The sequence below is a fragment of the Nannocystis bainbridge genome (genome assembly GCF_028368995.1).
GTDB classification, from domain to species: Bacteria; Myxococcota_A; Polyangia; order Nannocystales; family Nannocystaceae; genus Nannocystis; species Nannocystis bainbridge.
Genome location: NZ_JAQNDL010000001.1, coordinates 2,070,001 through 2,085,081 on the forward strand (window position 1 = coordinate 2,070,001; position 15,081 = coordinate 2,085,081).

Here is a 15,081-nt window from a genome sequence, read left to right on the forward strand (position 1 = left end):
CACGGCAACGGCAAAGTCGAGCTGTGGGACCTGCCCGGCCTCAAGCCGGTCCCACGATTCCGCGGCTATCATCAATTCGACGCTGGCGGCGCCGCGGGTTGTCGCTGGGTCGGCGTCTCGGTCGACGGCAAGCGCGGCTTCTCGCTCGGCAACGAGGGCCGCCTGCGCGCCTGGAACCTCCCGGGCGGCGGCCAGACCTTCGCCCTCGACGTGCCCCGGCGCCACGCGCAGGGCTCGTTCACCGCGATCTCGCAGGATGGACGCTGGCTCGCCACCAGCTCGACCACGGGCGCTCTGAGTGTGTGGTCGGCCGCGACCGGCGAGCCCCGGGTCCACGACGCCGCGCCTGCGCCGATCCTCGGCCTCGCGCTCACGCAGGAGACCGTCGTCGCCGCCTCCAACGGCTCGTGGGTCGCATGGGATCGCGCCACCGGCAGCTCGACCGCCCTCCCCGTCACCTTCCCGCCCAGCGACGTCTTCGGCCTGTCCTCGGGACTTTTCGTACGCCTCGACTACGACAAGATCTTCGTCGGGCTCGACGCCGACGAGCCCTCGAGCTTCGAGCTCGAGACCTACGCCTCGGGCCCGCTGGCCCTCTCGCGCGACGAGGCCCTGCTCGCCGTCCCCGCCCAGGACAACGTCGAGGTGTGGGACCTGCAGCGCAGCACTCGCCTCGCCAGCTTGCCGCACGCCGAGCGCACCCAGGCCTGCGCCTTCGGCCCGCGCGACGCCTGGCTCGTGACCGCCGACGACGGCCTTCACCTGTGGCGATGGGCGCCCACGCCGACCTCGCTGCGCGACATCCCGCTCGCCAGCGGCCGCGGCGACGTCGTCGTGCGCGGCCTCGCCGTGTCCGCGCGCGGCTACATCGCCGTCAGCCTCGACACCAGCGTCAATCACTACGACGCCGACAGCGCGATCCTCCTCGTCGACCCGCGCGATGGCACCACCGTCGCGCGGCTCGCTCGCCCGGGCGTGCGCCTCGGCCAGGTCGCCTTCGTCGGCACCCGGCTCGCCGTCGCCGACTCGGCCGGCCGGCTCTTGCTCGTCGATGTCTCCGACCCCGCCGACCCGCGCTGGCTCGAGCAAAGCGACGACGACGTGTTCCCGGCGAGGGAGCTCGAGGAGCTGCCGCTGGCGGTCCGCGGCGCCGACGTCGCCCACGTCGGCCCCGGCGGCGACATCGTCGTCCATACACTCGACGCCGCGCAGCCCGAGCTCGGCGAGCCTTTCCTGCTCGCGCCCGAACCGGCCACGACGCCCCCCTCGACGGCTCCCCCCACCATGTTCGAGCGCCGCCTCGCCGGCGCGCGCTTCCTGTTCGCCGGTCGCTTCAAGACCGCCGGCCCCCAGCTCCGCGAAGCGACCATCAAGGAGCTCGGCGGCGAGATCGCCAGCAAGCCCGACGCTCGCGTCACCCACCTCGCGCTCGGCGACAAGCCCTCGCAGACCGTCCTCGACACGCTCAAGGCCAAGGGCGCCGAGTTCATCAAGCTCCACGAGGCCGCGCTCATGCAGCTCCTGCTGCCCACCCCCGACGAGGCGCGGGCTCTCCTGCGCGGCGAGCTCGCGGACGCCGCCGAGCGCTGGAACACCTGGCGCCGGCGCTACATCGAGCTCGGCGGCGAAGTTTTCCCGACCCGGATCCATGGCATCGACCTCGCCGGCCTCGACCTGCGCGCCTACTCGCTGAAGGTCCTCGACTTCACCGGGGCCGACCTCGTCGGCGCCGATCTGCGCGGCGTCGATCTGTTCGACACCGTGTTCCGCAACGCCGACCTGCGCGGCGTCGATTTCACCGGCGGCAGGTGCTATCGCACCGTCTTCTCCGGCGCCCGGCTGAACGGCGCCCGCCTCGGCGTCGAGCTCGCCAGCGCCCGCTTCGACGGCGCCATCCTGACCGACGCCGACCTGCGCGACGCCAGCCTGCAATACGCCGACTTCTCCGGCGCCGACCTGCGCGGCGCCCTGTTGCCGAAGGCGCTGCCCGACGTGAAGCACGATGCCCGCACCCGCTGGCCCGACGGCGTGCGTCCGAAGTGATTCGCCCATCACCGCTTGCGCGCTCCCGCAGCGCACGGATGCGCCACCGACTTCGCACCTCCGCCCTTTGCGGACGAGGCCGCACCCCGCCCGCGTGCGCCGCGATTTGCCGGGCGCGCCCCCCGGCCTCGCGGATATCATCGCCGCTGTGATGACGACGACGAAGCGAAGCGCCGCGACCCTGTGCACCGTCCTGGCGCTGGCCTGCAACTCACCCGAGGGGCGCGACGTCTCGGCCACCGCCGTCACCACCGGCGACCCTTCGACCGGCACGAGCACCACCGACCCCGTCACGCCCACGAGCACCGGCATCACGGGCATCACCGCCCCGCAGCCCACCACCGACGACAGCACCACGAGCACCTCCGGCACCACCACCAGCGGCGGCCCGATCTTCGACCTCGGCAGCCTGCCTGACATGCCCCCGCCGCGCCCGCTCCCGCATCCGCAGCTGTGGTACAGCGTCGAAGATCTGCTGGTCTACATCGAGCTCGACAAGGCTGACGGCAGCGTCGCCCAGCTCGTCACCAGCAACCTCCTCGCCGATCCCACCATCGCCGGCGTGGTCAACTCGTGCAGCCTCACCATGCTCGACGACGGCTCGCTGCTCGGCGGTCGCGGCGTCGACGGTCAGACCCGCCTGTTCCACATCCCCGCCCCGCCGACCGACGGCAGCGACGTCGAGGTCGTCATGCTCGGTGACCTGCCCGGGGGCATCTACATCGAAGCGCTCTACACCGACTGCGACGGCCGCGTCTATCTCATGGACACCGGCCTCGACAGCGTCAGCAACACCGGCAATCGCCTGCTGCGGTTCACCGGCGACTACCTCGCCGGCGACCTCGCCTACGAAGTCATCACCGACCTCATGGTCGCCGTCTCGGCCGACATCGACGACATGGGCCCCGGCATCGACGCCCGCGGCGCCGTCATCGACAACCCCGGCTTCGGCATCGACTCCGGCGCCATCTACAACCTCGACTACACCACCGGCACCGGCACCATGCTCGGCATGGGCGGCACCTACGGCATCCACTCGCTCGGCGGCCCCCTGTTCGACGACGGCATCTCGCGCCTCTACGTGCTCAGCGTCGACGCCGAGGTGTTCTCCGCCGACCCCGTCACCCTCGCCCTCTCCCCCGTGCTCGCCACCGGCCCCACCCTCGCCAGCGGCAACCCGCCCGGCGACACCGGCTTCGCCGGCCCGCTGACCGAGTGCAACACCGGCTTCCCGCAGGGGTAGCAAGCACGCAAAGCGGGCCAACCTTCCCGGTCACGCAAAACACAGCTCGCCCGTTTACCAAAACCAGATACCCCCTGCATCACGCGCCTGGGCCACCAAAGCGCTGCGGCTGGGGGAAGTCGGCCCATCACCCACGCAAAGCCCCCTGCATCAGGGCCCGTCGCCACTCGCCACGGCGCGGCAGCCGGCCGAGGCCGGCTCATCCCTGCACAAGCCATTCATCGACCGCCCGACCCCACGCCGCGCGACCTACCGTTCACGGGCACGGCAACACGCGCAAGATATCGATCTCGCTGCCCCCGCTGCCTCGCGCCGCGTACGCCACGCTGCCGTCGGGGAACGCGCGCAACGACTGATAACGATTGCCCCGCACCGGCACCTCGACCGGGCTGCCCTCGGCCGCGCCGGTCGCCGCGTCGAGCGCTTGCACGTACAGCTTGCGGCCGTCGTCGTTCGGCGCCAGGTCGCCCGCGGCCGGCGACGTCTCCCACGCCGCGATCATGTGATTCGCCCCGTACGCGGCCAGGTGCGGCGCCCGGGCGTTGAGGCCCGCCTCGCTCGCCAGCACCAGGTCCTGATCGGCCTCTCCGCTCGAGACGTGCAGCAGGTGCACGTCCGCCAGCCCTGCCGCGTTGGCAGGCTCGCCCGGGCGAATGTCGCTCGTCGTCAGCCAGTACCCCCCGTCCGGCGCCGGCACCACGTCGCCGAGGTTGGAGTACGCCAGATCGACGGGATAGATCGTCTCGATCGCCGGCGCGAACGCGATGCGGTTGTTGTTGTCCGTCTTGCACACCGCCACCAACTTCTCGGCGGCCGGGTCCCAGAGCACGCGCTCGTATCCGCTGTGGCTGCACCCCCAATCGAAGCCGCCGCTCGCGAGCGCCCCGTCCGCACCCACCAATTGCATCCGGTCGCCCTGGTGGATGTTGATGCAGCCGCCCTGCGACACGCTGATCGCCGCCCCGAAGTACCCCGCATAGCGCTCCCCGTCGAACGCGATCCGCCCGTGGTGCGCGTACCACCAGATCATGAACACCTCGGGCCCCTCCGGCCCCGTCGAATACGGCGGCAGCGCCTCGCTCGAGCTCGTCAGCTTCGTCGCCCACGTCTCCTGGGCGCCGTCGAAGCGCACCATGTACATATCGAAGCACGGCACCGGCGGATTCGGCGGCATACCGCAGAGATTCGTCGGAGCGCCGCAGTTCAGCGTCCCGCCGCCCTCCGCCTCGCGCGTCAGCAGCAGCGCCCCGCCCCCGTCGTCCGCGTGCAGATCGGCGAAGTCATGCGCCGGCACGCTCACCTCCGCCCCCGTGAGGTTGTCGCTCGCATCGAGCTCGGCCACGTGCACCTGCCCGTCGTCGCCCATCCACGCCACGCGCGACCCTCCGGACGGCATGGGCGACACCACCAACGGCTTCAGCGCGACCTCGTCCTCGTTGCTCTGAACCGGCTTGCCCACGTTGATCGTGGTCACGCGAATACGCGCAGGCGTGATCGCGCAAGACGCCTCCCCGTCCCCCGTATCCGTGGTGACGACCCCGCCGCTCGTGGGCTCGTCGCTCGTGCCGGTGGAGCCCCCTGCGCTCGTGCTCGCGCTCCCCGTCTCGGTCGGCGAGCCTCCCGGCCCTCCGCTCCCCGGCCCGGTCGTGGCCTCCCCCGAGCTGCCTGCGCTCACGCCAGAGCTCGTGCCCTGCGAACCGTCGGACGAACCGCCTCCGCCCCCGCCACACCCCGGCGCGACCACGAATGCCAGCAGTACGCCCTTCCACCCGAGACGCCCGAACCCAAGCTCGTTCATTTCGTTCTCCCCTTTTAGCCGCGCAGGATTTACCCGCCGGGACCACGAAAGTGTACAGACCGTGGACACGTGGTGTCCATCACCAGGGCAAGCGAGGGCTGCAGCTCCATGCGATGCCCGACGTTCACGGAACCCACGTCGGAGGCTTCGAGGACCCAGCCTTCTCGCGGCACCACCATCACGTCCTCGCCCTCACGCTCTCGCCCACGCCCGACCCCTGGCGCTCCCCACTCCCGCGAATTCGACTCGGTCTCCCGATGAGCGCCGCGAGGCCCCGACAGCGCGAAGCCACCTCTCGACATTCGTGGCAGCGGCCAAATCATCATGGCAGCAGACTCGCGGGTCGTCGCCGACATCGGCGGGCCGACCGGACGGCACCCCGGCACGCGGGACATCCGCGCGGCGTCGGGCGGCTACGCGAGTGACTTCCGCCGGGCCGCACGACTATGTACAGTGCGTCGCGTTCGAATCAACAGAGCTCCCCGCGAACTCGACCGTGTACCCCCGGCCGAGGCGCCCGCCCGCCGGAGCGCGACGCGGGCACATCGTCGAAGGCCCGACCGCCGCTGCGCCTCCGCAGGGCTCGGCCCCGGCGAGGCGCGACCCACTCGTGCCCGGAGGACTCGGTACAGCGCCCGGCGAGGGCGTGAGATTGCGCTTTGGCCGACGCGGCGCGGTTGAGTAAACTGCCCGCCATGAACTTTGCCTCGAATTGGAAGCGTACGGGTGTTTACAGCGCGTGGATCGTCGGCGCGCTCGCGGGTTGCGGCCCCAAGACGCCGGGCGGCGGGGATACGACGGGCGGCGAGGAGACCGGCGTCGGCAGCGAATCGGCGAGCACCAGCAGCAGTGAGACGACGCCGACCGAGGGCCCGACCGGGCCGGGTCAGACCGGCTCCACGAGCCTCGGCGGGGACAGCTCGGCCGAATCGGCCACGAATGATGGGACCGGCTCCGAGACCACGGGAGGGCAGATTCCGACCGACCCGGGGCCCTACCTGCCGGGCATCGACGGCGTCCTGGTCGTCGAGGAGTCGCACAGCTTCGCCGGTGGCACGCTGATCTACGGGGGCGCGTTCGCCTGGGCCCAGTTCTTCAATGCTCCGGGAGCGCAGGGCTTCATGACCGGAGACGTGCTGGACCCGTTCGAAGGCGTCGAGGACTGCGGCGTGAACGTCTTCGACGTCGACGGCGTGGGGGGTAGCGACGACGTCATGTTCCTCGGCGCCGACGAGGTCCGCGTCGAGGTCGCCGGCGCCATGCGCACGCTGGAGCACGGCGCCGATCCGTTCTATCACTGGTTCTCGATCGACCCGCAGGACGACCCCGCGCCCGGGACGCGCCTGGCGTTCGAGGTGCGCGGCGGCCTGGTCGGCGACGCCGACCTCCCGGGCCCGGTGGTGCCGCCGGCGCTGAGCTTCAGCGCCCCGGACTTCGACGCGCCGATCGGCCGCGACGACCTCAGCTTGCAATGGACCGGAACCGCCGACGCTCCGCTCGATCTCAAGCTCGTCATCAGCGAAATCCCCGTCGGGGCGCGACAATGGACCGAGATCCACTGCCGCATGACCGACGACGGGGCGTTCACGATCCCGGCGGCGGTGCTGGCCGCGGTCCCCGTCGACGGGTTCGCCTGGATCTACGTCCAGCGCCATCTCGACGAGGAGCAGAGCGACAACGACAGGACGTACCTGGCCCGCGGCACCTCGGCGGTGGAGATTCGCGCGGGCTTCGGCGAGGCGTGCGACAGCCCGCCCGACAACATGGCGGCCTGCACCGCCGCGGCCGCGCAGATCAACACGGTGCTCGAAGCCTGCGGGCTCCAGCCCGACCCGATCGCGGCGCAATGTCCGGCCTTCCTCGCCGAGCTCTGTGTCGACTGCACCGGCTATTACGCCTGCGTCGCCGCCGGCTGGTCGTGCCAACCGGACGGGCTGCACACCGGCGACAACACGTGCGAATGTGAGTAGCCGAGCGGCGCCGGTGTGCAGCCCACCGGCGCCGTGAATCATGCGAGAGCCGGCGTCCTGCTACTCGATCACGCGGATCGACGCGATCGAGCGCACGTACGGGTTGATCATGGTCGCCTCGGCCTGACCATCCGGTCCGATGGACACCGGCGTCCGCTTCTCGAGGATCCCGACCACCTCGACCCGCTTGCCGTCGTACTGCTGGCGCTCCTCGATCGAGCGGACCCCATCGGCCCCGTGATAGACGCCGAGGATCACGCGCTGGCCGCTCTCGCTCAGGATACCAGCCGCCCCCGCTTGCGACAGGTCGGGCTTCGCGTCGCTGCGCTGCGCGATGACCATCGCCTGATAGACCCCGACCAGTCGGACGCTCGTGCCCGCCAGTCGATCGATCTCCTCGGGGCTCGCACAGCACGCCGGCACGGTCTCGGCTGTCGAGGCCGCAAGCCCCTGCGCGGGCGCCTCGGGCTCCCGGGGCGGCGGCGCCTCGCGACACGCCATCATCAGGATCGCCAGACCGCACCAGACTCTCCGGACCCCTCGAGGCATCGGCCGCCATCCTACGCGACTCTCGGTTCGCGGGCCAACGCCGTCGCCAGCAGCGTCGCGGCCGCAGCCGCATGGTGAAGCTGCCCCGATTGATGGGCACCCTCTTCGAGTCGGGAGTCGAGAGGGTCCAAGGGCATGAGCACGAAGGAGCAAAGAGCGTCCACGCCGGAGCAGAAATCCGGGCCACCTGCACGCTCGAATCTGAGCGCCTCGCCACGCCCGGTGTCTCCAAGAACGCTTGGCTTTCGGCTCCGAGGAGGCTTCTTATCGAGCAAGTCACGGCCGCCGCTGCGTGCGCCGTGAAGTTGCTCTACTCTCGGCGCTGCATGTTCGACGAGGAGGCCGAAGTCCGACTCAGCCCTGGAGGGCGGACGGTTCGCATCGTGCGGTCGAGCTGCGTTTGGCGCCCCACCGACGCGGCGCGAGGCCTGGTGGAGGTCCGCTTCGAGGGGAAAGTGTCCAGGGTGCCCGCGCACGACGTCCACCGGCTCTCGCCCCGCGACGCCCAGCTCGTCGCGGAGCGGCTTCTTTCCCACTCTGCCGCCACCTTCGGATTTCACGCGCTTAGCCAGGCTCAGCGGAGCGCGGATGCCCTCGCGGATCTGTTGGAGCGGGACTTCGTCGCCGTCGAAGTCGACGAACACCGCTACACATGGAGCGGCCCGCCCGTGCCCCCGCGGCCGACGCCGCCGCCGCTCGAGCCGACGACGCTGCCGGCGCTGACCTGGATCGGCGTCAGCGTCGTCGACGCCGACGAACCGGCGCGAACCTTCGCGGGCGCGCAGTTTCGGCTCCGCCTCCCGGATGGCGCCACGCGATCCGGCGCGCTGGACGGGACCGCCAGCGTGCGGGTCGACGACATCGAAGCGGGCAAAGGCTGGTTCGAGCTCGTCGACATCCCCCGCGATCCCTCGCCCTGACGCTTGCCACGTCCATCGCGCAGCCCATGCCCACCGACACCGAGCTCCTCGTCACCTGCACCCACGCCGACTGCCCGCTCAAGCTGCGCTCGCCGCTGCTCGATCTGACCTCGGTGATCTTGCTGTACCCGGAGGACCAGATCCCCGGCTACGAGGCGGCGCAGGCGAACAAGAGCGCAGTGCCGTGCCCGGCGTGCAAGCGGGCCGGACGCGAGGGGCTCCTGGTGTACCTCGACGACCACTTGCGCAAGGCGCCGCCCGACATGACGACCAGGGCGCCGGTCGTGTTCGACGCGATGGTGTCGGTGTGGAAGCGGGCGTTCGAGCTGCTGACGGTCACCGGGCAGACGGCGGATTATCAACCCGCGAAGGCCGGCCCGGCGACCGCGCACCGCCTGAACGTGCGCCCCTACGACGGCCACGTGCTGCGGTTCGGCAACAGCGATGTCACGCGGCAATACGGCGACTCCGAGCCGGGCGTGGCCACCAAGTCGATGCACGTCCGCCAGCTCAAGCGCGACCTGCTGTACCTCGCGTACTACGGCAACCGCGAGCGCAACGTGGCCAGGCTGTACGGCGGGGCGCACGTGTTCGAGGCGACGCTGGTCGGCGCGATCCTGGCGTTCAAGTTCGACATCTCGTTCTTCTATGGCGTGCCGACGACGACCGATCCGAGCCAGTCGACGGTCAGCGACGCCGAGCTGCGCCAGACCACGCTCGAGGGCTTCTCCAAGCCGATCTATTTCGATCCGAAGCTGCCCGACAACCCGATCAAGCCGATCGCTACCACCCTGATCTATCCGCTGGCCGACCGCCTGTCGGCGCTCGCTCCGGCGCACGCTTCGTACGACAGCGGCATCGCGCTGTTCAAGCAATCGAAGGCGGCCGAGCTGCCGGTCAAGAAGGCGGCCGCGCTGCGAGCCAAGGCCCTGAAGGCGCTCCGGAAGGGCATGGGGCTGCTGCCGGAGGAGGCGCCCGCGCTCGACCTCGCTTCGATCAAGGCATCGAAGGCCGAGCGCAAGGTCCGAAGCCTCGCGGAGGTGCTGGCGCACCCGCAGTTCGCACAGATCCCGCGCGCCGAGCCCAAGCTCGACCCATGGGTCGACTTCGGCCAGGACCTCGCCCTCGTTTTGGCGTGCGACCCTGCCCCGGAGGCGATACGGGTGGCCGAGCTCGATCAGATCCTCGTCGACGTCGCCGGCGACGACAAGCTGAAGAAGCAGTTCGAGGCCCCCATCGCTCGCTACAAGCGATACGCCGATGCGATCGCGGCGGCGACCCCGGAGCAGCTCGAGGATCTGCGGAAGATCGTCGGAGGCTTGCCCGAGACCTTCACGCCCTATCGCGAGGCGCTGCATCGCTACGCGGTCATCGATCACGCGACGGCGTTCTACATCCTGGCGATGTTGTCGGAGGTGCCGATCGGCTCGGGCAGCGGCAAGCTCACCAGGCAGCCGGGGCGCAAGCTCGTCTATCATTTCCCCCCGACCATCGAGAACGAGCCCGAGGACCTCGACGCCTACGCCGATCTGGTGATCGAGGCGTGCAAGGACAAGGGCACGTTCGTGATGCCGCCGTTCATGATGCTCGAGCGGCAGAAGAATGAATCGGGCTATAGGGCGACCGAGGCGGTCGGCGATCTGGCGACCAGCCCGGACGAGAAGGCGCGGCGGGTGCCGATCAACGGCATCGATTGGAGCAACTGGGGCCGCCACGGCGGCTCGGTGACCAAGTACGCCTATTCAGAGCTGTTCACCAACAGCGTCGGTCGGGTCCAGGCCCAGCATCCCGGCTACTTCGGTCCGATCGTGCATTCTCGCGGGGTCGGCGGCGGCCAGGTGACGCTCGCCACGGTGATGAAGGGCGTGACCCCGACAGGCCGGGCGAACGAGGTCGACGGGTACGAGTGGGTGGCCGGCATCCCGGTGCCCCAGGGCGGGAAGATGCCGACGCCCGGGAACTGGACGGGCGCCACGAACTCGTGCAAGCGGGCGGCCAAGCTGTTCGACTCGAAGTTCAAACCCGACCAGCCGGGAGGTGCATCTTGCCGGCATTGCACGTACGACAAGGTGCCGGGCGGCACGCGTTACGAGTGCGCCAAGTGCCTGGATCGCCTCCAGCTCGGGCCGGACCAGAAGCCGCTGCTGGCCGCGAACCAGGGCGACAACTCCTATCATTGCACCGCGGATGCCTCGCGCTGGCCGGAGCTGTTCGGCGAGCCGCTGGCGGATGACTCGGAGACCGGCCGGACGGAGTACCCGTGCTCGTGGCTGCGCGCGGTGATGCGCTACGCGGGCGAGGGCGAGCGAGCCGATTCGCGTATGTTCAAGACGGCGCGGGAGATCGTGGCCGTGGGCAGGGCCGCGTCCGGCAAGAAGACCGCGGGCGACGAGGACGAGACGGGCGACGACGAGACTGCCCAGGAGGAGCAACCCGCGCCGGACGAGGGGACGAAGAGCAAGGGCAAGACGGGCAAAAAGCCCAAGAAGCCCAAGAAGAAATCACCGGTGAAGCTCGCCATGGAGGACGCGTTCGTACGGGTCCGCAAGCAGTTGTGAGGCCCGCGGCCTCACCGACCGGGAGCGGGGTCCGGGGTGTCGACCCCCTCGACGCGAATGTTCCCCTTGAACTCATCCCATCGGTCGACTCGCGCGGTGGGAAGGAACCACCCGTCGCGGAACTCGAGGTCGACGTCGTGGCGGAGCTCGCCGTCGAGCGTGAGTCGCATGGCGAGCGTCCTGCAATATTCGCCGTCGGACAGGCAATAATGCACGTCGTGCCGGTGCCCGGAGCGGCACTCGAACAGCAGATCGGGGCGCCCGTCGAGGTTGAGATCGGGGAGCTTCACGCCGACGAGGCCGAGGCCCTCGGGCAGCGGATCGGGTCCTCGCAGGCCGCACGCATCGTGCGGTCGCGTGACCTCGTCGCCCCCGGGGAGCATCTCGGCGTCCACCAGCGTGATCCAGCCCTTGTCCGTCCGCTGCAGGACGTTCCAGCCATAACTACGCTCGGATGATTTGATCGGCTTCAACTGCCGCAGCAGCATGTACTGCTCCATCGGCCGCGTCGCATCGCAGGTGCAGGCCGGGTCCTTGCACAGCTTCTTGCAGGCGCCGTCGATCGCCGCCTGCTCCTCCTTGCCGAGGGCGAGGTTCGGAGCGCGATCGCCCGGGACCGTGAGCTTGTTGAAGACGGGCCCGCCGGCAGCGGGGCTGCTGGGCGGCGGGGCGGTCGTCGCGGGGGCGCCCACGTCCGGCTTCGCAGCGGCCGCGACTTCGACGGCGGCCGGGGCGGGCTCGGCTTTGGGGGCCGCGACCGGGGCCGTCGCAGCGCCGCAGGCCGCGAGGATCAGGACGATGAACGCGCTAGCCCGCAGGGACCTGTTCGTCGGCGAGGGCGTCCCAGACCTCGTCGTCCTCTTCGAGCTCGTCGAGCTCGTCGGTGTCTCCGTCGTCGTCGTCGTCGTCGTCATCGCGCGCATGGTACTCGGCCTCGAAGTCGTGGATGCCATCGTCGCCCGCCGAGAGCGGGAAGACCCGGCGCGGTTGATAGAGGTCGTGGAACAGCACCGGTGCGCCGTCGGCGAGGCGGAGGGTGACGTCGCCGGGCGGCATGAAGGGCTCGGCGAGCAGGCCGTGCTCGTCGGTCTCGCCGAAGCGGGTCTCGTGCGCGACGGTCAGCTCGTATGCGAGGTGCGGCAGCGGCTCGCCCCACTCGTCGACCACGCGGATCTCGAGCACGTGATGCGTCGGCCCCCGCGCCTCCGCGACCGGCAGCGGCAGCAGGCGCGCGATCGGGTAGAGACCGGCGCCCACGGGCTCGCGCAGGAGGTCGTAGCGGTCGCTCGCGGGGATCGCCAGCAGCTGCGTCCAGCGGCGCCCGTCGAAGGCCGGGTCGACGGCCAGGACGCCGTCTGCCTCATGGAACCGCATGGCGTCGAGGCTGGTGTCGTTGAGCTCGAGCCAGTGCACGAGCTCGGCCTTGGCGACCTCGAACAACGCGCCGAGCGTCTGCTCGCCGATGACGCCGTCCTCGAAGATGTCGGCGCGGAAGGCCCGGTTGTAGGTGCGCTGAAACGCCTCGACGGCGCGCGCGGTGGCAGCGTCGGCGACGTCGGAGATCGCCGGTACGGCGGTGTTCCAGCCGCACACGCGCTGCAGATAGTCGAGGTACACCTGGGTGTCCTGGACGCGCCCGTGCTTGCTGGCGAGCGCGACCCACGCCGACTGCTCGTCGCGCAGGAAGTGCAGCAGCGCGCGCGCGCGCACCTCGGCGAACTCCTCGGGTTCGCCGGCCTCGCGGTGACCGACGACGAGCCCACCGTGGTCGAGGTGCTGCTGCAGATGGCGCAGCCAGGCGACCACCGGCGCCCACGGGTGGCGCGGCCCGACCCGCGGCAGCAAGAGGACGCTGCGCGGCAGGTAGTCGGTCCACGGCGCCTCCGAGGTGTGCACCTTCGGGCGATGCACCGCGAGGATCGTGTGCTGACCGCTCGGGACGTCGTAACGGGCGATGGTGCCATCGGCTCGCAGCTCGACGTGCACGATCGAACGCTCGGCGGGCATGGTGGGGATCATGAGAAGCAGACCACTCCCCTGTCAAGCACCGAAACTCGCGGCTCCGCGCACGAGCCCAACAGCTCCGCCAACCTCGCGCGGACGCACGTCGTCCGCTCGCATGAGCCTCGCACGGGCCCGACCCGGCTCCGCCGGCGCTGCGAGCCGGGGCCGCCGCGCGCGTGCCGGCTCCTCACGACCTTTCACGCCGTGTTCGGCCCGCGGCCTGCTACCTTCGACGCTCGCATGCCCGCACGCATAACGAGACAGATACGCACATTCACGCTGACGCTGCTGCTCGGCGCGAGCTCGGGATGCCCCGCCGAGAGCGACGGAGACAGCGCCAGCGAGACGAGCAGCGAGTCGACGCCGACCGGCGATTCGACGACGACCGCGAATTCGAGCAGCGAGCCGCAGCCCACGACGACGACCGAGAGCTCGAGCGGCGAGCCGCAACCGACCACGGCCGGCGAGGAGGGTGCGTGCGCGTGCATCCCCGAGGACGACTTCACCGGCCCGAATGCCGGCGATCCGGATTGCGACGGCGGCCCGTGCCCGTTGCCGCCGACCTGCGGCGAGGAGCTGTGCCCGATCGTCGAGGTCGACCCTGCGGGCATGAACTGCTTCGTCGCCAATGGCGAGCTCCTCGTGGACCCTGCCGCGGTCGAGTGTGCATTGACGGCGCTCCGCGATCGCACGCCCGGGTTTATCCGCTGGATCTGTCACCCGGCGGGCGACGGGCAGTTCACGCGTGACGGCTTCATCCTGATCGTCGACGACGAGACCGCGGTCCGGCGCGAGTGGGGCCACTTGAACGGCCTCTTCCAAGCCGGGCCGGCCTTGCTCGGCGACCTGCCTGCCCCCGACGTGTTCACGACGTGCCTGGGCCTGGGGACCGCCTCGGACCGCTACAATTGCCTGACCGGCACCAACCTCACCACGACCAGCGAGATGTGCGTCGAGAGCTGGGGCTCGTGAGGCCATCCCCCGCTGATACGCCGCTCGCGACGACCGCTCGCGCCGCCGTTCGTCGTCAACCCGCGGCGTCCGGCGGGGAGGCGAACCACTTGCAGCTCGGTTGGCACCCCGACGCGGTCGCCACGATCGCCGGATGGCTGTTCGCGCCGTGACTACGGGTCGATATACTGCAGTTGGAGCACGGTCGAGTTGTTGCGCTCGTGCGGCCCGAACGTGCAGCCAGGGCTGGTCCAGCCGCAGGCGCCGCCGCCGGTGATGTCGGCGACCTGGTCGTCCTGGCTGAGCACCGCCCCGCCCGCCCCCTGGGCGCCGAGCGTGCAAAGTTGTCGAGCATGCGGAACGGGGTGCCCGTCAGGTCGATGTTTGCGAGGCCGTCGGCGACGTAGTTCCACTCGCATCCCGAAGCGACGCCGTAGGGCATCACGGTGACGGGCTCTTGGTTGCCATGGAGGAGCAGGCCGGTCGAGCTCGAGAAGGTCACATCGTCGAACTCGACCGCGAACGTGCCGGGGTCGATGCGCACGCGCGTGAACACGGTCCGCACGTTCGTGCCGGTCGCATACTTCCCCGCGGTGTACTGCGAGAAATTGCGGCCCGCGCCGAGGGCGACCAGCCCGCGGGTCGTTGCGAACTCGTCGAGCACCTCGAAGAACTCGTCGCGGGTCATACCCGCTCGCAGCAGGGCGCGCATCTCGGCGAGGCCCGGCGCCTGCGCCCGCGCTCGTGCGTCGCCGGGCTCCGGCGAAGCGACCGGCGGCGGTCGTGAAGGGCGTCCCAAGGCGCCGCGGATGCGGTCCCACAGGCTCATCGTCTGCTCCTCGCGGGCAGTGTACGGGACCCCGCCCGCCGTGACGCGCTGCCACGAGCTCGACGAGCACGACGCCGATCGACGCGGCGCCCGTGTGCATGCGGGGCGCGACCCTGATGGACGACCCCGACGCGTGCGCTCGACGTGCCGCTGAGGCGAGATCGACCTGCGCCGCGATGGAGCGCGCTCCATCGCGGCGGCGGGCCTCGCCGGCGG

Annotated in this window: 11 protein-coding genes (1 of these 11 only partly in view); 6 read left to right on the forward strand and 5 right to left on the reverse strand. The window is 70.6% G+C overall.

All coding sequences use genetic code 11. The features are described 5' to 3' along the window. Window positions 1–2,043, forward strand: the 3' portion of a protein-coding gene (locus tag POL25_RS08045; protein WP_272085326.1) for a pentapeptide repeat-containing protein. The gene continues 594 nt to the left of window position 1, outside the view; the window shows 2,043 of its 2,637 coding nt (coding positions 595–2,637); its start codon lies off the left edge, out of view; the stop codon is at window positions 2,041–2,043. Between the two features lie 151 nt (window positions 2,044–2,194). Then, on the forward strand, window positions 2,195–3,286 hold the full coding sequence (locus POL25_RS08050) for a hypothetical protein (RefSeq protein WP_272085327.1): 1,092 nt from the start codon (window positions 2,195–2,197) through the stop codon (window positions 3,284–3,286). Between the two features lie 256 nt (window positions 3,287–3,542). Here the strand turns inward: POL25_RS08050 and POL25_RS08055 are convergent, their stop codons facing one another. Then, window positions 3,543–4,760, reverse strand: coding sequence for a hypothetical protein (locus POL25_RS08055; RefSeq protein ID WP_272085328.1), 1,218 nt, complete (start codon window positions 4,758–4,760; stop codon window positions 3,543–3,545). Window positions 4,761–5,779: 1,019 nt separating this feature from the next. Here POL25_RS08055 and POL25_RS08060 point away from each other — a divergent pair. Then, window positions 5,780–7,054 (forward strand): hypothetical protein, encoded by a 1,275-nt coding sequence (locus POL25_RS08060; protein ID WP_272085329.1) that lies wholly within the window; start codon window positions 5,780–5,782, stop codon window positions 7,052–7,054. Window positions 7,055–7,114: 60 nt separating this feature from the next. Here the strand turns inward: POL25_RS08060 and POL25_RS08065 are convergent, their stop codons facing one another. Then, window positions 7,115–7,477 carry a hypothetical protein gene (locus tag POL25_RS08065; RefSeq protein WP_272085330.1) on the reverse strand — a complete coding sequence of 121 codons (363 nt, stop codon included), beginning with the start codon at window positions 7,475–7,477 and terminating at the stop codon, window positions 7,115–7,117. A 197-nt stretch (window positions 7,478–7,674) separates the two neighbouring features. Between POL25_RS08065 and POL25_RS08070 the strand changes: the two genes are divergently transcribed. Both POL25_RS08070 and POL25_RS08075 read left to right on the forward strand, forming a co-directional pair. Beyond that, window positions 7,675–8,523 carry a hypothetical protein gene (locus tag POL25_RS08070; RefSeq protein ID WP_272085331.1) on the forward strand — a complete coding sequence of 283 codons (849 nt, stop codon included), beginning with the start codon at window positions 7,675–7,677 and terminating at the stop codon, window positions 8,521–8,523. Between the two features lie 26 nt (window positions 8,524–8,549). Further along, window positions 8,550–11,081 (forward strand): hypothetical protein, encoded by a 2,532-nt coding sequence (locus POL25_RS08075; protein ID WP_272085332.1) that lies wholly within the window; start codon window positions 8,550–8,552, stop codon window positions 11,079–11,081. 11 nt (window positions 11,082–11,092) lie between these two features. Here POL25_RS08075 and POL25_RS08080 read toward each other — a convergent pair whose 3' ends face one another. Continuing rightward, entirely contained in the window at window positions 11,093–11,773 is a 681-nt protein-coding gene (locus tag POL25_RS08080) for a hypothetical protein (protein WP_272085333.1), read from the reverse strand. 115 nt (window positions 11,774–11,888) lie between these two features. Further along, entirely contained in the window at window positions 11,889–13,088 is a 1,200-nt protein-coding gene (locus tag POL25_RS08085; RefSeq protein ID WP_272085334.1) for a peptidoglycan-binding domain-containing protein, read from the reverse strand. Window positions 13,089–13,325: 237 nt separating this feature from the next. On the opposite strand from POL25_RS08085, the gene POL25_RS08090 reads away from it, so the two are divergent. Next, window positions 13,326–14,057 (forward strand): hypothetical protein, encoded by a 732-nt coding sequence (locus tag POL25_RS08090; RefSeq protein WP_272085335.1) that lies wholly within the window; start codon window positions 13,326–13,328, stop codon window positions 14,055–14,057. 55 nt (window positions 14,058–14,112) lie between these two features. On the opposite strand, the gene POL25_RS08095 is transcribed toward POL25_RS08090, so the two are convergent. Beyond that, a complete protein-coding gene (locus tag POL25_RS08095; protein ID WP_272085336.1) occupies window positions 14,113–14,865 on the reverse strand; it encodes a hypothetical protein in 753 nt (250 codons plus the stop codon). Window positions 14,866–15,081 lie beyond the last annotated feature (216 nt).